The 20,691-nt window shown below is 42.1% G+C and carries 18 protein-coding genes and 1 tRNA gene; 9 read left to right on the top strand and 10 right to left on the bottom strand.

Annotated features, from left to right (window positions below):
• Window positions 1–173: 173 nt before the first annotated feature.
• The gene (nhaD, locus tag IEW93_RS14915) at window positions 174–1,421 is read left to right on the top strand and encodes a sodium:proton antiporter NhaD (RefSeq protein WP_188740100.1); all 1,248 of its coding nucleotides are present in this window, start codon (window positions 174–176) and stop codon (window positions 1,419–1,421) included.
• A gap of 300 nt (window positions 1,422–1,721) precedes the next feature.
• On the opposite strand, the gene IEW93_RS14920 is transcribed toward nhaD, so the two are convergent.
• Complete coding sequence (locus IEW93_RS14920; protein ID WP_188740101.1) at window positions 1,722–2,750, bottom strand: general secretion pathway protein GspB; 1,029 nt, start codon at window positions 2,748–2,750, stop codon at window positions 1,722–1,724.
• The gene (locus IEW93_RS14925; protein WP_188740102.1) at window positions 2,750–4,411 is read right to left on the bottom strand and encodes an ExeA family protein; all 1,662 of its coding nucleotides are present in this window, start codon (window positions 4,409–4,411) and stop codon (window positions 2,750–2,752) included. The genes IEW93_RS14920 and IEW93_RS14925 overlap by 1 nt, the downstream gene beginning before the upstream one ends.
• Window positions 4,412–4,541: 130 nt before the next feature.
• On the opposite strand from IEW93_RS14925, the gene IEW93_RS14930 reads away from it, so the two are divergent.
• Together IEW93_RS14930 and IEW93_RS14935 are read left to right on the top strand one after the other, a co-directional pair.
• Window positions 4,542–5,774 carry a multifunctional CCA addition/repair protein gene (locus IEW93_RS14930; protein WP_188740103.1) on the top strand — a complete coding sequence of 411 codons (1,233 nt, stop codon included), beginning with the start codon at window positions 4,542–4,544 and terminating at the stop codon, window positions 5,772–5,774.
• Window positions 5,775–6,053: 279 nt separating this feature from the next.
• Window positions 6,054–6,320 (top strand): Lpp/OprI family alanine-zipper lipoprotein, encoded by a 267-nt coding sequence (locus tag IEW93_RS14935; protein WP_124017059.1) that lies wholly within the window; start codon window positions 6,054–6,056, stop codon window positions 6,318–6,320.
• A gap of 299 nt (window positions 6,321–6,619) precedes the next feature.
• Here IEW93_RS14935 and IEW93_RS14940 read toward each other — a convergent pair whose 3' ends face one another.
• From IEW93_RS14940 to folB, 4 genes are all read right to left on the bottom strand, one after another.
• Window positions 6,620–7,459 (bottom strand): putative RNA methyltransferase, encoded by an 840-nt coding sequence (locus IEW93_RS14940; RefSeq protein ID WP_188740104.1) that lies wholly within the window; start codon window positions 7,457–7,459, stop codon window positions 6,620–6,622.
• 95 nt (window positions 7,460–7,554) lie between these two features.
• Window positions 7,555–8,352, bottom strand: coding sequence for an undecaprenyl-diphosphate phosphatase (locus IEW93_RS14945; protein ID WP_188740105.1), 798 nt, complete (start codon window positions 8,350–8,352; stop codon window positions 7,555–7,557).
• A 32-nt stretch (window positions 8,353–8,384) separates the two neighbouring features.
• Window positions 8,385–8,900 (bottom strand): 2-amino-4-hydroxy-6-hydroxymethyldihydropteridine diphosphokinase, encoded by a 516-nt coding sequence (gene folK / locus IEW93_RS14950; RefSeq protein ID WP_188740106.1) that lies wholly within the window; start codon window positions 8,898–8,900, stop codon window positions 8,385–8,387.
• Window positions 8,901–8,945: 45 nt separating this feature from the next.
• Window positions 8,946–9,299 carry a dihydroneopterin aldolase gene (gene folB, locus IEW93_RS14955; RefSeq protein ID WP_188740107.1) on the bottom strand — a complete coding sequence of 118 codons (354 nt, stop codon included), beginning with the start codon at window positions 9,297–9,299 and terminating at the stop codon, window positions 8,946–8,948.
• A gap of 266 nt (window positions 9,300–9,565) precedes the next feature.
• Here folB and plsY point away from each other — a divergent pair, with 266 nt between their 5' ends.
• Window positions 9,566–10,192, top strand: coding sequence for a glycerol-3-phosphate 1-O-acyltransferase PlsY (gene plsY, locus IEW93_RS14960; protein ID WP_188740108.1), 627 nt, complete (start codon window positions 9,566–9,568; stop codon window positions 10,190–10,192).
• A 24-nt stretch (window positions 10,193–10,216) separates the two neighbouring features.
• Here the strand turns inward: plsY and tsaD are convergent, their stop codons facing one another.
• Window positions 10,217–11,233, bottom strand: coding sequence for a tRNA (adenosine(37)-N6)-threonylcarbamoyltransferase complex transferase subunit TsaD (gene tsaD / locus IEW93_RS14965; RefSeq protein WP_188740109.1), 1,017 nt, complete (start codon window positions 11,231–11,233; stop codon window positions 10,217–10,219).
• A gap of 321 nt (window positions 11,234–11,554) precedes the next feature.
• On the opposite strand from tsaD, the gene rpsU reads away from it, so the two are divergent.
• The 5 genes from rpsU to IEW93_RS14990 all read left to right on the top strand — a co-directional run bounded on the left by rpsU (window position 11,555) and on the right by IEW93_RS14990 (window position 16,636).
• The gene (rpsU, locus tag IEW93_RS14970; protein WP_006080725.1) at window positions 11,555–11,770 is read left to right on the top strand and encodes a 30S ribosomal protein S21; all 216 of its coding nucleotides are present in this window, start codon (window positions 11,555–11,557) and stop codon (window positions 11,768–11,770) included.
• 7 nt (window positions 11,771–11,777) lie between these two features.
• Window positions 11,778–12,221 carry a GatB/YqeY domain-containing protein gene (locus tag IEW93_RS14975; RefSeq protein ID WP_188740110.1) on the top strand — a complete coding sequence of 148 codons (444 nt, stop codon included), beginning with the start codon at window positions 11,778–11,780 and terminating at the stop codon, window positions 12,219–12,221.
• An 89-nt stretch (window positions 12,222–12,310) separates the two neighbouring features.
• Window positions 12,311–14,038, top strand: coding sequence for a DNA primase (gene dnaG / locus IEW93_RS14980; protein ID WP_188740111.1), 1,728 nt, complete (start codon window positions 12,311–12,313; stop codon window positions 14,036–14,038).
• Between the two features lie 150 nt (window positions 14,039–14,188).
• Window positions 14,189–16,042, top strand: coding sequence for an RNA polymerase sigma factor RpoD (gene rpoD / locus IEW93_RS14985; protein WP_229706698.1), 1,854 nt, complete (start codon window positions 14,189–14,191; stop codon window positions 16,040–16,042).
• Window positions 16,043–16,559: 517 nt separating this feature from the next.
• Window positions 16,560–16,636: transfer RNA gene (locus tag IEW93_RS14990), tRNA-Ile, on the top strand.
• Window positions 16,637–16,959: 323 nt separating this feature from the next.
• On the opposite strand, the gene IEW93_RS14995 is transcribed toward IEW93_RS14990, so the two are convergent.
• The 3 genes from IEW93_RS14995 to IEW93_RS15005 form a co-directional block, all read right to left on the bottom strand.
• Window positions 16,960–17,682 (bottom strand): DUF599 domain-containing protein, encoded by a 723-nt coding sequence (locus IEW93_RS14995; protein WP_188740113.1) that lies wholly within the window; start codon window positions 17,680–17,682, stop codon window positions 16,960–16,962.
• Window positions 17,683–17,757: 75 nt separating this feature from the next.
• Complete coding sequence (locus IEW93_RS15000) at window positions 17,758–18,417, bottom strand: pseudouridine synthase (protein ID WP_188740114.1); 660 nt, start codon at window positions 18,415–18,417, stop codon at window positions 17,758–17,760.
• A gap of 89 nt (window positions 18,418–18,506) precedes the next feature.
• Complete coding sequence (locus tag IEW93_RS15005) at window positions 18,507–20,624, bottom strand: methyl-accepting chemotaxis protein (protein WP_188740115.1); 2,118 nt, start codon at window positions 20,622–20,624, stop codon at window positions 18,507–18,509.
• Window positions 20,625–20,691: the final 67 nt, after the last annotated feature.

Below are 20,691 nucleotides of genomic sequence, written 5' to 3' on the forward strand. Positions count from 1 at the left end.
TGATCCAAAATAATGAAATAACTGTGATCTGTATTGCGAAAATAGTCGCGGTGTGATTTGATCGCCTCGCCAAACGGAAGCTTAATTTAATCTTAAAATGAGATTAAATTAGGTTAGCAAAAATTCTCGGTAATGCTCTTGATTACCTACAACATACAGTTGGAATTGCAGTCATGCTAGAAACCTTTCTAATCTCACTTGCGGTGCTTGCGCTGTTAAGTATTGTGCTCGAAGAAGTTACCCATATAAACAAAGCTAAAACGACTTTATTTTTAGGCTGTATTGCTTGGATCACCCTCTTTATTGTCTCTGGTAGCCCAGAAAACAGCAAAGTGGTTGCTGAGGAGCTCAATGAAAACTTACTTGAAATTGCCACACTATGGTTATTTTTAATGTCTACCATGACCTTTGTGGCATACCTTAATGCTAAGGGTATGATCCAGGTAATGGTTCAAAAAATCTTTCCACAACAAGTTTCAGTGCGTATGTTGATGTTGCAAGTGGGTATGTTTTCACTAGTGTTATCGACATTTTGTGACAACGTCACCGCCACGTTAGTGTCTTTAGGCTTACTCACCACCTTTAATTTAGACAAGCAAATGCGCCGCCGCATGGCAGTGTTAATTATTTTTGCGGTGAACTCTGGTGGTGTAGCGTTAATCACAGGCGATGTGACTACTCTGATGATTTTCCTTGCTGGTAAAGTCCACATTTCTGAGCTACTCATTTTGTTTATTCCTGCAGGGATCAGCGTTGGTTTACTTGCAGTATTGTTCTCGCTAAAAGCTGAAGGGCGAGTAAGCACTTCACCCATCGAACAAAGCTACAATACGGTTGATATTGTCATTGGCTTAATTTTCTTTGTCACCATTATTTTAACCATGGTGTTAAACGTGCTCTTTGGTGTTCCTCCTGTTTTAACCTTCCTATTTGGCTTGTCTGTTATGTTCTTAGTCGGGCGTACCAGTAAAAGTAATACAGAAGAAGTACAGGTATTAGAATATATTCGCCAGGTTGAGTTTGATACCTTGTTATTCTTCCTCGGCATTTTGCTATTAGTTGGTATGCTTAAAGAAATTGGAACGCTTAACCTATTAACAGACGTTTACAGCATGTATAACCCAAGCATTTCTAACTTCTTTACCGGTGTAGGTTCTGCATTATTAGACAACGTGCCATTAACCGCTGCACTATTAAAAGCCGACCCTATACTGAGTACAGCACAGTGGTTAGGCTTAACATACGCTGTGGGGGTGGGTGGTTCGCTATTAATTATTGGTTCTGCCGCCGGCATTATTGCCATGAGCAAAGTAGAAGAACTCACCTTTGTGAGTTACTTAAAATATGTACCCGCTTTGTTGTTATGCTATTGCTTAGGTTATGGATTAACCTTGTTTTTAGCTAACACCATTTACGGCTAATCAGGATAAATAAGTGTTCAGAGATTGCGTAGGAAAAATCGCTTAGAATAAGGCAGAAATTGCAGCGAACTCGTTGTTCTACCTTCAAAATGTTTAACGATATTATAAGCGATGTTAACCTGTAAGAATGATCACATTCTTGTGCTAGTTGGAATACTCTGTTTAAAATAAAAAAGGCGCGACAGCGCCTTTTTTATTAGCCATTGTATTGATTAACCAGAACTATTTCGTCATTCTCGCTCAGTTATACCAATTCCACTAATTATCTGACCAATCAGATAATTAGTGGAATTGGTATTATTAAATTGCCGGGACTCTAAACTGCTGCCCCTGAATATCTAACACAATATCTCGAGGGCGAATTTCAATAATCGTCAGCTTATTTTTAATCATGTCACCTTGTTGTAGTTCAATTCCATCGACATTTAACCAACGATTACTTGGCTCGGTGGCGTATACGTGTGCGACAACATTAAATTCAGGTACCTGTAATTGCACACTAGCAGGTAAATCACCATAGCTAGGGATCTGCTGATTGTTCGGTCTTGGAATTGGATCTAGCTTGGCTTCTGTTACTTGCTGATTTGCTGACTGTTCAAATTCAACCTCTTTTAGAGCAGTTTCAAACGCTGCCATTAAGTTATTACGCTCATCAATAGACGGTGCTTTTACAGAAGCAAAATCGACATCTTGTGCAGCGGTTTGTACCTGTAATCGCAACGCTTCTAGCTCAGCAAGTCCACGCTGATTCGCATTTGCACCCAATATAATAGGCTCTTGTTGTTGCGAAGGCGTGTATTGAGGCTCATAAAGCGCATTTTCGGTGTCGGCTGATGTCGATTCTGTTGATTGGGTGGGCATATTCCCATTGCTAGAATATAAATACGGATCAGCTGCTGGCTCAACATACGCGTTATTTGCAGCAACGGGTGCATTAGCGTAATGATTAAATGGTTTAGCGATAGGCAATGCCACTTTACCGGCTAAACGTATATCGTCATTGGTTGCGTTGTCTTGCCTAGCAGGCTGTTCAGCAGCGGAATTCATCGCAACAGGGCTAATTACAACAGGACTGGCTACAACAGGCTCGGAGTCAGTATCAGTCTTTGTGTGCCCGAGTAATGACGACGTTGACGGTTGTAACAACACACTCATTCCCCACGCAGCACCAACCCCCACGATGATTGCACCGGCAAGTACTGTATATTTAGTTAATTTGCTTTTTTGTCGCGAAGGCAAAGAAGGCTGAATCGACGGCATAGATAACAAATCCGCCACATCACCCTGCTGCTGTTTTTTTCGATTAACGGCATCCAATAAAATAGACATTAACGACTTACCTCAGCGGTACTTAATCTCGGCCCCTGCTGACTTAAATATAAATTAAGCTGTACTAACGTTTGATTACCGGCAATGCCATCTGGTTTTAAACCATGTTGGCGTTGAAATGCAATAAGTTGCTGCTCAAGTTCACTATCAAACTGCGTCAACAACCTTGCCGGCCGTTGGTTGACTAATGCCAAGCTGTTTTCAAGCCATTGCACTTGTGACAAGCTCGAAGTCTGGCCAATCTCACGAGGTAAAACACTATCAGGTTGCCACAAAATTTCGAAGGTGCCGCTAAAATGACGATCAAACCAATCTTTATTTACCCAAAATTGTTGCTCACCTAATTGCAATAAAATCTGTTCAGCTTGGCGCTCAACAATAACACCATAAAACACATTGGCTTGACTGTCTTGCAGGTACACTACCGCAGGATAATTAAGTCGCATAATACTGTGCCAATTCCCCTGCTGTTGATAACAGGCCAATTGTTGTTGCTGAGCAGCCTGACAGGCAGATAAACCAATAATAGGTTGCTTATTCCAAAGGCCAAATAATCCGGCAAATGCATTGTCGATACTGCTACTTTGTAACATAGCTTGACGCAAAATTTGCTGTTCGGCATTCGCAGCTGGCGAAGCTTGTACAGGTTGTTGCACCACAGAATCTGCTACATTGGTGGGCTGGGCATCTTTCATCGTTGCCGATGGTACAGACGCTGTGGCTTGAGGTAATACAGCAGCGGTCTGGTTATTGCTCTCATCTGCCGTGTGATTAAACCAATAAAAAGATAACCCAAACGCCAATACCAGGGCTGCGGCGGCAACAAAAGGCCAGCGTTTATCGTTAGAAACATCAATATCGCCAAGCACCTCAATCGCGGCTTGATTGACCATCTTATGATCTATCGGCACTTTAACTTGGCCATAGCCCGCCATCAAAGCGCGTTCACACAATAAGTTAGTTAATCGTGGGATCCCCCCCGAATGCTTATGTAATGCAGCAATGGCCTTGCGGGTAAATAAGGGGTCGTGACGACCCGCGACCTGTAATCTATGTTGCACGTATAAGGCTAGTTCTTCTTTATCTAGTGGCAACAAATGATAACGAGCGGTGATCCGCTGTGCCAACTGCCGTAAGTCTTGACGTTTAAGTAACTGTTGAAGTTCAGGTTGACCAATTAAAATAACCTGCAATAACTTTTTGGTATTGGTTTCTAAATTTGTCAGTAAACGCAACTGCTCTAATACTTCCGAACGCAAATGCTGCGCCTCATCAATAATCAGCACTGTATTACGACCATTTTTATGATTATTGAGTAAATACATGCTGATAAGATCAGTCAGCTGCTTGAGGGTTGGGTTTTCTCCATACTTAATTTCAAGTTCATCGCACAAGGTGGCCAGCAACTCAAGTTCGGTCAGAGATGGGTTAAGAATAAAGGCTGTGTCGGTATTTTCTGGAATTTGCTGTAATAAACAGCGTGACACTGTGGTTTTACCTGTGCCCACTTCGCCGGTTAGCAATACGAAACCACCGGTTTCACCAAGTCCATAGGTTAAGTGAGCCAGCGCTTCACGATGGCGGTCGCTTAAGAACATATAATGTGGGTTAGGCGCAATTGAAAACGGATTATCATTTAATCCATAGAAGGCTTTATACATTCGACCAAAAATCCTTATTTGAAACTGACGGCTCACGTTAATGCTTGTGTCATTACTTGTCAAAAGTTAGCCGTGAAAATCTAACTCTGGTAATATTTAAGCCACTTATTATTACACGTTGTGGTACGCCATGAAGATTTATTTAGTCGGCGGGGCCGTACGCGATAACCTGCTAAAACAAACTGTTGTCGACAAGGATTATATGGTTGTTGGCAGTAGTGTAGAAGAAATGCTAGCACTAGGTTATCAGCAAGTAGGCAAAGACTTCCCGGTGTTTTTACACCCCAAAACGCAACAAGAATATGCATTAGCCAGAACGGAGCGTAAAACCGGTAACGGTTATCAAGGCTTTAGTTGCGATGCCAGCAAAGCTGTAACGCTCGAGGATGATTTACTGCGCCGTGATTTAACCATTAATGCCATCGCCCAAGACGAACAAGGCACACTTTATGACCCCTACAATGGCGCGGCCGATATTGAGGCTAAAATTCTTCGCCACGTGTCTGCTGCATTTGTAGAAGATCCATTACGGGTGTTACGGGTGGCTCGATTTGCCGCTCGCTTTAATCACTTAGGCTTTACTATCGCCTCAGAAACCCTGCAATTAATGACCGACATTGCCAACAGCGGTGAGCTTGAGCACCTGACGCCTGAGCGCGTATGGCAAGAATGCGATAAAGCACTTAGCAGCCAAAACCCACAGATCTTTTTTGAGGTATTAAGACAATGCCAGGCACTTAAGGTGTTATTTCCTGAAATCGATTCGCTTTTTGGAGTACCACAACCTGAAAAATGGCATCCAGAAATAGACACAGGTATTCACACATTAATGGTGCTACAACAAACAAGCTTGTTAACAGACAATAAAGCGGTACGTTTTGCTGCCCTAGTTCACGATGTAGGCAAAGCCCTCACCCCAAAACAAGATTGGCCAAAGCACTATGGTCACGGGCAAAAAGGCTTACCTGTCATTAAAAAAATGTGTGCACGGATCAAGGTCCCAAATGAATATCGGGATTTAGCACTACTCGTTAGCGACCAACATCAAAATATTCATAACGCCTTTGAACTTAAAGCAGAAACCATAATCAAATTGTTCGATAAAGCAGATTTGTGGCGAAAACCACAACGTTTGACCGACTTATTAACCTGTTGTCATGGCGATATCAGAGGTCGCACGGGGTTTGAACAAGCATCTTATCCACAAGCTGAATATTTACAGCAGTGTTATAAGCTAGCAGTCCAAGTCGATGTTCAAGTAATCATTGCTGCAGGCCATCAGGGAGCCGCCATAAAAGCCGAATTACAGTTAGCACGAACTCTGGTTGTTAATAACTTTAAATTACAATTGGTTAAACACTAACAAATATGTTACAAAATGCTGTCAGTTTATTTATGATAAAAAGCGAAAAAATGCATTTTTTAACGGTAAATAGGCAATAAATCACTAAGATTTATATAAAATCGATAAATAATAATCCTTTTTAGCCTACATACTTGCAATTTTCATTTATTTCGCTATTTTAAGTGAATATTCTTTTGTTTGCCTATAGCAAATAAAAAAAACTATGACATAATTACGCCGTTGCAAAGGCACACGCCGTTGCACTATTTAACAACCTATATATTAAGGGATTTACCCATGAACAAAAAAGTACTGATGATTGCTGGTGTTGCGATGACTGCTTTATTAGGTGGTTGTGCTAACACTACTGCTTTAGAAGAAAGCGTAGCAAACCTAGGTAACAAAGTTGATCAACTATCAGCAGAAGTTGGTTCTTTAAAGTCTGAGCAAAGCAAGCTATCTGCCGATGTTAAAGGCGCTAAAGCTGCTTCTATGGACGCACAAGCCGAAGCTAAACGTGCTAACGACCGTTTAGACAACATGGCTTCTTCTTACAAAAAGTAAGAATTGCTATTAAAAATTAGCTTATATTAATAGGTTGATTATTAGGGCTTGATTGTTGATTTACTACCTTGGTAGCTTTCAACATCAAGCCTTAATTATTTGTGGCATTAATTATTTGTGGCGTTAATGACTTCTGCAAATGAAACATGTCTAAGCATTACCTCTCAGCACCTGCATTACGACGTTAATCATCTCAATTTGTTACTTTATCTATCCTGCATTATTCAGCTATATTCATGACAAACAACCATTAACCAGCCATAAGACTATCTACATATTGGCTGTTGTTAAGCACGTTACTATTGTTGACGTTTTTTCAATACAATCACTTGCCAATCAAACTCCAGTGAAGATATCGCGGTAGATTTGATTTGATGGATTAACTCATCATTTGCTCGCCATCCAAACACCGACATATCCAATAAAGTGAATGCTTGCTCGCCTGTTACAGGTTGAGTGAAAGAGACCTGCTGCAAAGATTCAACTTCAAGCTCATTCGGTAAATTTAGCTGCAATGGCTTTTCGATTAAATCTGGATAAACTTGCTGCTTTATTTGCCATAAATGACGAACGCTTGGCTGTAACAACACAATTCGGCCATCATCTTTAAGCACTCTAATGCACTCTTTACCCTTTATTGGAGAGTCTAGTACGGTGATCAAATCAATCGACTGGCTTGCAAAAGGGAGCTTCTTCATTGCTGCTAAGATTAATTTTGCCGGAGTTTGTGCCTTAGCTGCTGCAAATATTGCATTCTCAGCATCGGTTATCCCCCAATGCTCACACACAATCCCTGCCTCGGAGACAGCCGGCACCAATTGACGAAGGTAGTAACCGTCTGCACATTGATAATCAAGATGCTCAAACGTATGTCGCTCTGTGCTATGTAACACACTTAACAGGCTTGCACCTAATTGGTTAATCAAGGGTGCAAATAGCCCTGACTCTAACAAAAAATGCCTGGCACGCATTTGCTGGCGCGACAAAACTTGAGGTTTAGTTTTGCTATTACTCAGTAACGGCCAATAACCTTGCGCATGTTTATCAAAGTGGTGTTTATTGTCACAATAAAACCCTAACGAAGCTTGGTGTTGTTTTATGGGCGTTGCGCACACTGGACATAATAGCGGTAGTGTCATCGTTGACCTTTACTCGAAAATTCGATTATCTGAAATAAAAACAAAAAACGGGTCTGATACCCGTTTTATTAATTTAACAACTGCCTAAAAATGGCCTAAAGGTAAAGCATTCCCAGCAATAAACCACCTAATAATAGGCGATAAATCACAAAGGGTGTCATACCAATCTGGCTAATAAACTTTAAGAAATAATGAATACATAAATACGCTGCAATAAATGACACCACAATACCTAGGCTAAGGGCTTGGTAATCAATCAATGCTGGGCTTTCGACTAAATCTTTTGTGACCAATAAGGCCGCCCCAAAACTCACAGGGATCGACATTAAAAACGAAAAACGCGCTGCGGCCTCACGAGTTAACCCAAGCATTAATGCTGCGGTCATTGTTGCACCTGAACGCGATGTTCCAGGGATTAATGCCATTGCCTGGGCAAGTCCGATTAACAAGGCCTTTTTCCACCCCATTTGAAACTCATTCAATTGCGCTTTTGACATGCGATCGGCCACCCAAAGCAATATACCAAAAACGATAGTCGTGATGGCAATCACTAAGGTGTTCCTGAAATGGGTTTCGATAAAATCTTTCGCCATAAAACCTGCAATTACAGCAGGAATAGTCGCCAAAATAATCCACCAGGCCAGTTTACTTTCTTGGCTATGAGAGCCAGCCAAACTGCCAAACCAAGATTTAGCTAGAGTCACAATGTCATGGCGAAAATAAATTACTACTGCAAACAATGAACCGGTATTAACTGCAACATCAAATGATAATCCTTGATCAGACCAGCCTAAAAGTTGTGACGGTAAAATTAAATGTGCCGAGCTAGAAATCGGTAAAAACTCAGTTAAGCCTTGAATTAATGCCAGCAGAATAACTTGAAGCGTTTCCATATTTGTCCTTGTGGAGAATCACGATTAACGGGTTATAAAATCATTGTTGTTTGCAGTTCACTTGGAAAATCAAATTCAATGGGCCACAGCTTTTGACTTTGTTTGTCAAATGCCTGCCAAAGAGATTGATAACTTTTATGCACTGTTGGGTGGTTTAAATTAGGGGCTATTTCGGCTAATGGCCATAATACAAAGGCATTAAATAAAATTTCGCCTCTAGGCAACTCAATTGGTTCATCACAAACCAAATTGTCATACAGCAGTAAATCGATATCTAAGCTTCGCGGGCTAAACTTTTTTTCACTTTTAATACGGCCATTTGCTTGTTCAATACGCTTAAATGTCGCAACCACGTCAGTAATACTCAACTCAGTTTCTGCAGCTGCTACCATGTTTAAAAAATTGGTGCCTTTAAACCCAACAGCTTCGCTTTCAAATACTCGAGATAATTGCAAGGAGCCGAAAGAGTCTTGCAAATCAAGCAAGCCTGCTTTGAGGTGTTGCTCAGGCGAAATATTTGTCCCTAAGCTGATGTAAATACGTGCCATTGGCGAACCTAAATTGCTAATACGAAAATATAAATAGAAACACTGTTAAATACGGCCACGTTCAATCTCCACCCCAACAGAGGTAGCATGAGGAACCGCACCCGGCTTCATTACAACAACTTTAACCCAGGGCACATTGAACTCATCTTGCAAACACTGGGCAATCATTTCTGCCACAGTTTCTATTAATTCTATTGGTTTTTCAGTGATTAATGCTATCAAACGATTAGACACTGTCTCGTAACACAAAGCGTGTTGGTAGTCATCGCTTGCTGCTGCAAGACGATTATCCCATGCCATGTCTAAATCAATTAATAATGTTTGATGAAGCTTTTTTTCCCACTCATAAATACCAATTACGGTTTCTATGGCTAACTGACGTATGAGCACTTTATCCATGCAACTATCCACCTTAAACCACTCAAAAAGACCTTAAGATCAGCCTAATCAAACTTAATTATCAATTATATGCTTAATAATACACATTTGGCCTTTTTCCTAATCAATTTAAACAGTAGGATAGGCGCTATTGTGCAATTAACATCACTTGAATCAATTTATTTGAGCCAATAATGTTAACGTGAAGACCGCATCAGTAGATACTGAAAACTTCGGCCTAATAAACGAATGCGCGATGATACCCTAAGAAGAGTAAGGAAACCAATTTGAACACCGTTATTGTCACAATATTGATGATCATCGCCGCGTACTTAGCAGGCTCGATCTCAAGTGCCGTACTGGTTTGTAAAATAAGAGGTTTGCCAGACCCTAGAACCAGCGGCTCAGGCAACCCTGGTGCCACAAACGTGCTGCGTATTGGTGGAGGGAGCTCTGCTGCATTAGTGCTTTTTTTTGACATGCTAAAAGGTGCCCTGCCCTCTTACCTTGGCTACAAAATCGGTCTTGATGCTGCATCATTAGGTTTTATTGCCATAAGTGCTTGTCTTGGTCATATTTTTCCTATCTTTTTTGGGTTTAAAGGCGGTAAAGGCGTTGCCACTGCATTTGGCGCAATGGCCCCTATTGGTGGCGATTTAGCCCTGTGCCTTATTGTCACCTGGATTGTCTTTTTACTGCTTACACGATATTCATCTGTTGCCGCAATGGCAGCAGCGACTTGTGCGCCTTTTTATACCTGGTGGTTAGACGATAGGTTTATTCTTCCTGTTGCAATGCTTTCAACCCTGATTCTCATTCGCCATAAAGACAATATTGGCCGTTTGCGTATTGGTGAAGAGTCTAAAGTTTCTCGAAAAAAATCCATAAAAAAACCTAACTCAACCAAGAGTTAGGTTTTCATATCGCTAAGCTCAAGTTTAATCAACAGCAGGTAAGGTATCTAAAGGCCAGCGAGGTTGTCCTTTCACTGACAATGGCTCAATCTGCCCGGCACGTAAACGCTGTAGCCCCGCAAAAGCAATCATGGCGCCATTATCGGTGCAAAACTCTCCACGAGGATAATACACTTTGCCACCTAAATTGGTCATCATAACCGCCAGTGACTCGCGTAAACGCGTATTTGCACTCACACCGCCAGCAATAACCAAACGCTTATAACCTGTTTGTTTTAAAGCGCGTTTACACTTAATTGCTAATGTATCTACCACGGCCTCTTCAAAAGCACGGGCAATGTTAGCGCGGGTTTGATGGTCGTCAGGTTCTGCGGCAATGGTGTTAGCCGTAAAGGTTTTTAAACCTGAAAAACTAAAATCTAGACCAGGCCTGTCGGTCATTGGGCGCGGAAACTTATATCCCACAGGTAATCCTTGTTGAGCCAGTTTGGCTAAACGTGGCCCGCCAGGATAATCTAACCCCATGAGTTTGGCTGTTTTATCAAAAGCTTCACCAGCGGCATCATCAACAGACTCACCTAACACCTGATAACGACCAATGCCTTTCACTTGCACCAACATTGAGTGGCCACCAGACACTAACAGGGCAATAAACGGAAATTCTGGCGCGTCATCTTCAAGCATAGGCGCCAGTAAATGGCCTTCCATATGATGAACCCCTACTGCCGGCTTATTCCAAGCGTAAGCTAATGATCGCCCAACGCATGCGCCCACTAATAAGGCACCTATCAGCCCAGGGCCTTTAGTATAGGCAACACCATCTATTTCATTGAGGCCAGAATTAGCTTCTGCTAAAGCCTGCTTAATCAGTGGTACGATTTTACGAACATGATCACGAGATGCGAGCTCAGGCACGACACCACCATAGTCGGCGTGCAATTTAACTTGGCTGTATAGCACATGCGACATTAAGCCTAATTTATCGTCATACACTGCAATCCCAGTCTCATCACAAGATGTTTCTATACCAATAACCCGCATAATCTCTCGTCTTCATCAAAAATATGGCCGCTAATTCTACCTGTGTCAGCATAAATACTCCAATATTTCGGTGTGTAAGCAATAGCGTGTTGATAAATTAATAAAAATGAAAGCATTAAGGCACCGTCAAAGAGAAAATCAATCAGGGGTTTACAAATGGTCGCTGCTCGGTGTAAAATTCCGCACCATTTTAAATAGCCTTTGGTTTGAGTTGAGACACTGCTGTTTAATGTGCTGGCATTTGTTTTTTAACTCATGACAGACAGTGTTGAACTGTAGACTTAGCCAACCAACATAACTACACCTAAGGGGTGATGGCGTATGCCAATTATTAAAGTACGTGAAAACGAACCATTCGACGTAGCTCTTCGTCGTTTCAAGCGCTCTTGTGAAAAAGCTGGTATTTTAGCTGACGTGCGTGCTCGTGAATTCTACGAGAAGCCAACTACTGCTCGTAAGCGTGCCAAAGCTGCTGCAGTTAAGCGTTTAGCTAAAAAGCTTTCTCGCGAAAACGCACGTCGCGTACGTTTATACTAATCTCATTATGAACTTAACCGATCAGCTAAAAGACCAAATGAAAGACGCCATGCGTGCTAAAGATAAAGTGCGCTTGGGGACAATTCGTATGGCACTTGCCGCCATCAAGCAGATTGAAGTGGATACCCGCGAAACGCTGAATGATGAACAAGCGATAGCTGTATTAACCAAAATGGTCAAACAACGTCGTGACTCGATTGCTCAATATGAAGCAGCCAGTCGCCCGGAGTTAGCCGCAGCAGAAGCTGAAGAGATTCAAGTTATTGAAACTTTTCTGCCAAAACAACTTACCGAAGAAGAAGTCGCAACGATCATCGATGAGACTATCGCAGAAGTAGGTGCTGCAACCATGGCGGATATGGGTAAAGTAATGGGAGCATTAAAATCGAAAGTTCAAGGTCGTGCAGATTTAGGTGCCATTGGTACTTTAATACGCGCTAAATTGAAGTAATCGTTTTTTAATGTTGAATAAGCCGTGCACTTGCACGGCTTGTTTGTTTAAATTAGTTGATAAAGTAAATTCGAGAAACATAGCAATCAATGGCGATACCTCGTGATTTTATCAATGAGCTAATAGCTCGCATTGACATTGTCGATCTAATAGATCGCAAAGTTCCGTTGAAAAAAGCCGGTAAAAACCACTCGGCTTGTTGTCCTTTTCATAGTGAAAAATCACCCTCTTTTACCGTTAGCAGAGACAAGCAGTTTTATCACTGTTTTGGTTGCGGCGCCCACGGCAATGCAATTGACTTTGTCATGGAATACGATCGCCTCGAATTTGTTGATGCCATTGAAGAACTTGCAGGACAGCTTGGATTAGCAGTCCCAAGAGAACAAGGCACAGGGAAAAGACCGGATCAAGGACTCAGCCGCGATTTATATGAACTGATGGAAGAAGCCAATCTTTTCTATCAGAGTCAGTTAAGGCAGCATCCAGATAAGAAAAAAGTCGTCGATTATCTCGCATTTCGCGGTCTATCAGACGAGGTAGTAGAACAATTTGGTATTGGCTTTGCGCCAGACGGCTGGGATGGATTGCTTGGGCGTTACCGCCAAAATCAGGCAGCACAAGACAAATTGCTCACTGCAGGCATGTTAATTGCCAACGATAACGGCAAACGTTATGACCGTTTTCGCGACAGATTGATGTTCCCAATCCGTGACCGCAGAGGCCGCGTGGTTGGATTTGGAGGAAGAGTTTTGGGTGACGGTACCCCAAAATACTTGAATTCTCCAGAAACGCCCATATTTCATAAGGGTAATGAGCTTTATGGTTTATATGAACTCAAACAGAAACATCGCGATCCACAGCACGTTTTAATTGTTGAAGGTTACATGGATGTCGTCGCCCTGGCACAATTTGGGGTAGATTACGCAGTGGCCTCACTTGGCACCTCAACCACGGCTGAACAATTTCAGTTGTTAGTGCGTAGTGCAAAACAAGTCATTTGTTGTTACGACGGTGACCAAGCAGGACGAGACGCAGCATGGCGCGCGCTAGAAACCGCATTACCGCTGCTAAAACCTGGTGACCAAGTTAAATTTATGTTTTTGCCACAAGGCGAAGACCCTGACACCATGGTCAGAAAAATAGGCAAAGAAGCATTTGAAGCCTTAATGCACAACGCCTTGCTATTACCAGAGTTTTTGTTTGATACATTAAGTAACAATCATGGCTCAGATAAAGGCGCATTGGCCAAACAAGCTATTTCGCTGATCGAAAAAGTACAAGATACTGTACTGCAAAATTTATTGTTAGAAAACCTAGCACACAAATTGGGCATGAACAGTAGCGAAGATTTAAAGAAAAAACTGGGATTTGCCGTAAACAAGGCCAAACCGCTCAACGCAAAAGGCCTACAAGGCCGTGGCACCCCGTTAAGGTTAGCCATTGCATTACTTGTTCAAAACCCAAGCCTTGGCTTTGGTTTAATTGAGCAACCGGCATTAGAGCGGCTACAAATGCCTGGTATAGAATTACTAGCACACTTGCTAGAAATAACTCGAGAGCAATCGTTAAACAGCGCACAACTACTTGAACTACATAGAGAGCATGAACAAAAAAGCACTCTAACTAAATTGGCCCAATGGGACCATCAAGTGGCGGATGAAAACGTATTGCCCGAGTTTAAGCAAACCTTGATATGGCTAAACAATCAATATATTGAACAGCTATATCAGGAGCTTAGTCTTAAACAGACGTTAACAAAAGACGAAAAGATTCAGCTAACCAAGCTGATTGCAATAATGAAAGGCACTTCAAAATAGTACCCAATTATTAATCAATAATCTGCGTACAAAACGGTGCCACGGACTAGCTAAGATTAGTCCACACAGTTATAATTGACGATTTGCGCGCCACTTAGCATAGCTAAATGGCCTATCGTTTTATCAGTTACCCAAACTTGGATGATATCTATGGATCACACTCCGCAGTCGCAACTCAAACTGTTGCTCGCTAAAGGTAAAGAGCAAGGTTACCTAACCTATGCTGAAGTGAACGACCACTTACCAGCAGACATGGTCGATTCAGATCAGATTGAAGATATTATCCAGATGATAAATGACATGGGTATCCGCGTTTTTGAAGAAGCGCCAGATGCCGATGACATGATGATGTCGGAAGACAACACAGACGAAGACGCGGCAGAAGAAGCTGCTGCAGCACTCGCTACCGTTGAAAGTGAGTTAGGCCGTACCACAGACCCTGTACGTATGTACATGCGCGAAATGGGTACAGTAGAGCTACTTACTCGCGAAGGCGAAATTGTTATTGCAAAGCGTATCGAAGAAGGTATTAACACAGTACAGAGTTCTGTCAGTGAATACCCTCAAGCTATCGCAATGATCTTAGAGCAATTCGACCAGTACGAAGCTGACGAATTACGCTTGTCTGATATTATCTCTGGATTTATCAATCCTGACGAAGACGATGTTGCACCAACAGCAACAAACGTTGGCTCTGAATTATCTGATGACGATCGTAACGACGACGATGACGACGATGATGATGACGATGACGACGATGACAGCGGTGATGATGAGGATGAAGGCAACAAAGGCCCAGATCCTGAAGAAGCCAAAGAAAAGTTTACTCAACTAAGAGAAGCTTACGAAAAAAGCTTAGCCATTATTGCTGAAAAAGGCCGTGATCACCCTGAAGCTATCGGTTCATTATTTGTTATCGGTGAATTATTCAAAGAATTCCGTCTAGTACCTAAACAGTTTGACCGTTTAGTGAAAAACATGCGCAACATGATGGATCGCGTTCGCGTTCAAGAGCGTCTAGTGATCAAGCTTTGTGTTGAACAAGCTAAAATGCCGAAGAAAAACTTCATTAAAGCATTTACCGGCAACGAAACGAACTTAGATTGGTTTAACGCAGAAAAAGCCAGTACTAAGCCGTACGCTAAAGGTCTTCGAATGATTGAAGACGACGTCGCGCGTTGTGTTGGTAAATTAGCCGCAATTGAAGAAGAAACCGATTTAACTATCGCTGGCATTAAAGACATTAACCGTCGTATGTCAATTGGTGAAGCCAAAGCACGTCGTGCTAAGAAAGAAATGGTTGAAGCCAACTTACGTCTTGTTATCTCTATTGCTAAAAAGTACACCAACCGTGGCTTACAGTTCCTTGACTTAATTCAGGAAGGTAACATCGGCTTGATGAAAGCTGTAGATAAATTTGAATACCGTCGTGGTTATAAGTTCTCAACTTATGCAACTTGGTGGATCCGTCAGGCGATTACTCGCTCGATTGCTGACCAGGCACGTACAATCCGTATTCCAGTACACATGATCGAAACCATCAACAAGCTGAACCGTATTTCACGTCAAATGCTTCAAGAAATGGGCCGCGAGCCGTCTCCTGAAGAATTGGCAGAACGTATGATGATGCCTGAAGATAAAATTCGTAAGGTACTAAAAATCGCTAAAGAGCCAATCTCAATGGAAACCCCAATCGGTGACGATGAAGATTCGCATTTAGGTGATTTTATCGAGGATACCACCCTCGAGTTACCATTAGACTCAGCCACAAGCGAAAGTCTAAAAAACGCAACACACGAAGTCCTAGCAGGCCTAACAGCCCGTGAAGCCAAAGTACTGCGTATGCGTTTTGGTATCGACATGAACACCGACCACACATTAGAAGAAGTGGGCAAACAGTTTGACGTAACACGTGAGCGTATTCGTCAGATTGAAGCTAAAGCGTTACGTAAGTTACGCCACCCTTCTCGCTCAGAAATCTTAAAATCGTTCTTAGACGAATAAGCTTATTTGAGTTATCTTTGGTAAAAACCTGCTTCGGCAGGTTTTTTTATACTTTTTATTTAAAGCACTAAAAGCTTCTTAACCTCAACTCTGGATAAGAGATGTATTGATAACGATATAAATCAATAGATTGACTAAAATCCACTGTCAAGCTTGTGATTTGTTTTGCTAACAAGGCGAATTAACGCGTCAATAGCTAGCCTATTGCAAGTTAATTCAACGCAGTGAGGAAGGCAAAGGACTGCTTGAAAGGCGTTTGTTATCCAGAGCTGAGGTTTCTTACTCACTTTTAATACAAACAACTCAGCACAATATCATTCGTTGCAGCAAGTTAACGCCATTTACCTTGAGAAAATGGCTATCACAGTTGCCATTATTTGCCTTAAATAGGACAAAACTGCTTAACAGATAACCAATTGAAACAAGATAAGTAAATAGTGCTCAAAACACGGGTGACAAGCGCGAACAAACTTCGTATACTTTCACCCGCTTTCGATAGTGACGACTATCTTAAGTCGGCCCCTTAGCTCAGTTGGTTAGAGCATACGACTCATAATCGTCAGGTCCCCAGTTCAAGTCTGGGAGGGGCCACCAATTCAGATAAGCCGCAGCAATTTATATTGCTGCGGCTTTTTCGTTTATGATTTCTCGGTGCTGTAATAGATGCTGAAGGCCAAATATACTCTGTATAATCAGTAAACATACCTGTTATATCAATCAGGATAATAAGCGATCAGAAATTGCAGCAAGCTAATTGTTCTACCTTCAAAATTTATAACAACGTTATAAGCGATGTTAACCAGTAGCAATGATCACATTCTTGTGCTGATTGATATTACTTGGCAAGCTAAAAAATGCCCTGTTATTCGAAAATCATTTTCCAATTAAACGATGACCATTTATTGGACGCTTTAACGTTACCCCTTACGCACATACAGTGGGTTTTTCTCTAAATGTGCCTGTGCTGCCGTAATAGCGATAACCGCTTTAGAGTTAAATTCGCGTTGGTATAAGGTGTAAACAACAATTAAGCTAGCCACGATAAACATATATGGATGAATAAACCAACATAACGCGGCCATTGAATAATAGTAAGAACGCAGGCCATAATTGTAAGAATGAGCGGCCTGATCTTGCACCACCGCCATTTGCCTAGCATAGGCAAGTAGGTTTTTATCTGTGCCTGTTTTATCGAGCGGCACAGCCCCAATCATCACGTTAACAAAACCATATTGACGCATAGACCAGGTAAATTGAAAAAACGCTAACACAAAAATACCCGCCAGCATGCCAAGCTTAACTTGGACTAAAGCATGGTTAGGTGGGGCGGTAAACGGAATAGACGCAATAACGGTTTCAAGCTTTTCAACTTGCGAAAATAAGGTCAACACACCCGCGAGTACCAGCAGAGTCGTTGAGGCGAAAAAAGCAATATTGCGCTCTAGGTTTGCCAGTAAAGCAGCTTCAGCTACCCTGACCTCTTTAGCTATCACCTGCGACATCCATAATATTCGCTGTTGGTGCATCACCCTGGCAATACAATTGGTGGTTTTGGCTTTTCGTCTAGCAAAGCTGGTGTATCCAACCCAACTGATTAAAAAAACAATCAAGGCTAATGAGTCAGACCATGAAATCACCATGCAAATATTCCTTTTTAAACTAAATCAATAGATTGATTATGCATCAGTTTTTATCACCCTTAAATGAGTTTTTAGCTAAAAAGGGCTGGTACAAATACATTTCATCTTAGTGTTAGTCACTGGGTGGATAAAATCTAGGGTTGTCGCGTGCAAGAGTAACCGAGATGACATTTGCTGTGATTGCTCATTGCGGTATAAATCGCAGCCTAAAATGGGGTGTCCCATACTCAGGCTATGGATCCGCAATTGATGTGTACGACCTGTAACTGGCGTAAAAATAACCTTTGTCGATTCCCCTTTGGGGTGCCTATCTATTACCTGATATTGGCTATAAGCAGGCTTACCTGTGTTATGGCAAATTTTCATCAACGGAAAGTTGTCGACATCTTTGGCAATGGGTAAATCAATCACCCCCTCATTATCCGCAACAAGTCCTTGCAACATTGCTGTATAGGTTTTGGCAATCGTGCGCTGCTGAAATTGCTGAGTAAGTAAACCGTTTACGTGTTTATTCAGCGCCACCAGCATAATGCCTGATGTGCCAAAATCGAGGCGATGCAATAACGTGGCACTTGGATAATCTTGCACTAAACGATAATGCACTGAGTCTTTATTTAACGGATTTTTACCAGACAGGCTCAATAGCCCTGAAGGTTTGTTGATTAGCAGTATGTGTTCATCTTGGTATAACACCTCAATAACACCGTGACAGGGTGGCGCAATAAATTCAGACATAATATTTTGATCATCAAATTATATCGCGATCATAATTGCAAAGGTGACTCACTGGCCACCTTTGTATCATTAAAGTATCAAAAAATAACCTAAGTACGCAAACGTCCAAGTTGTTGATGCTGCTGACGTACAAGCTCTGCAAGGCTGTCACTGCTTGATTGTGCTTCATCGGCAAGTTGAGATAACTCTGCCGCCGAGTCCGAAATACCGGTAATGTTACGGCTGACTTCTTCTGTTACAGCACTTTGCTGTTCTGCTGCGGTAGCAATATGCGTGACCTGGCTTGAAACCTCATCAATTTGCGACACTATTGCATTCAACGACTCCAAAGCCAATTGGGTTTGTTCAACAGCTTTGTTGGCGCCTTGCGCTCCTTTATCAATAATGTTCGACGCGTTTTTCACCTCTTTTTGTAGCGCGTCGATTAAAGTGCTGATCTCATCTGTTGACTGTTGCGTTCTTGAGGCAAGCGTTCTGACCTCGTCAGCCACAACAGCAAACCCTCGGCCCTGCTCTCCGGCCCGTGCTGCTTCAATGGCCGCATTTAACGCCAAAAGGTTTGTCTGCTCTGCAATAGCGCTAATCACGTCTAAAATACGGCTAATGTTACCACTGCTTTGGGCGACTAAATTAACGGCTTGCTGCGCCTGGGCTGACTCTTTAGACATACCTTCAACAAACACCATGGCTTGAGTAAGGCGAGTTTCTCCGGCTTTAACGTTAACCGTCATCGACTCGGTTTCCATTGCGGTTTGCTCAGACGCTTTTGCTACCTCAAGCGCTGTGGCGCTCATTTGATTTACCGCAGTGACCACACTTTCAATTTCGCTGTACTGGCGATTAACGCTTTCGCGGGTGTGTTTGGCAATGTCGGCCGACTTGACACTCTCTTGTTGGGAACTGTCTGCCAGTATTTTTAACTCTGAAATTAAATGGCGCAGTTTAGCAATAAAAGCATTAATACCACGGCCAAGGGCGATTAATTCTGCGTGAGCATCCACGTCGACGGTTTGAGTTAAATCCCCCTCTGCACTAGCGAGGTTTTCCACTCTGGTTTGGATCATGTTTAGCGGGGCAATAATACTGCGTATTACCACACCAATAATAATCACGGCAATCACAGTCACCGCAATACCAATCATGAGTAGAAGTCCGCCTAACGACGCTTCCATTTCAGTCATGGCGTCATTCATATTATTAACGGCTAAAAAAGCCTGGCTTTTAGGTACTTCAATAATCAAAGACCATGTCGCATTCGCAATCGGTATAGCAATTGGATACCCTACCGCAATGCTGTCTGGCTCGTTGACAAAACCCGATGTGTTATTTAGCGCTAATAATTTTTTAGCGAGTTCTGGCTTAACAGACTCGCTCAATGGACGAGCGAATTTTGTGTAATGGCTTGCAGCAACCACAAAACCTTTTTGGCTAACCAACGTGACTTTAGCTTGCCCTTGATACAGGCTTTTAGACAGTTGCATAATCATGGTTTGAAATAGGGGTAAGTTAATGTCTACGCCAACCAATCCCTTAAATTGATTATCGACCACAACAGGCACAGTTAACGAGGTCATTAATGCATTATTGCCTGGCGTAATTTCATAGAGGTAAGGCTCCATTAAACAAGGCTGTTTTGCATCTTTTGCGCATAAATACCATTCAGCTTCTCTAATGCCAAACTCATTAAGGGTGTCTTTATATTTTTCTGCGGCATCATCAATTTGGATTTGCTCAATGTTGCCATTACTATCTCGGGCGTAATATATCTCTAATGTTCCAGAGTTAACCACACTGTGACTGCTCCCCATACGGTAACTATCATCAAGATTATCGTAACCATTAGGCTCAAATTGCGCATACATTGAAGACACTTGTTGGTTTTTTTGCAAAATGGCAGCAAGCGATAGTTCAAGTCGTTCGCGGGTTATCGGATCGGTTTTCGACGTTTGTTCAATTAACCCAGTAAATGAGTATGGAATGCGATACGCCTCGTTAATAAAACCAGCAACGCGCTCACCATATTCACCCGCCCTAGCCGATAACTTATCGTTAATTTCTTGCTGTAAAGCCACTTCAACTTCGGCGGCTAGCGTATTATTTTTCTCTTTGAGCACAACCCACAAACTGATTGAGAGTGTAATGACGGTGGCAATAAACAGTGTTGATGTTATCCATAACAACTTTGACCTAATGGATAATGCTTTCATTTATGCAAACTCCCAATTGAAAATACAGCTAGTACTAAAGTGTAGTCGTGTTTTATATAAAATAACC

Origin of the sequence: Shewanella inventionis, from assembly GCF_014641855.1 — a bacterium.
GTDB classification, from domain to species: Bacteria; Pseudomonadota; Gammaproteobacteria; order Enterobacterales; family Shewanellaceae; genus Shewanella; species Shewanella inventionis.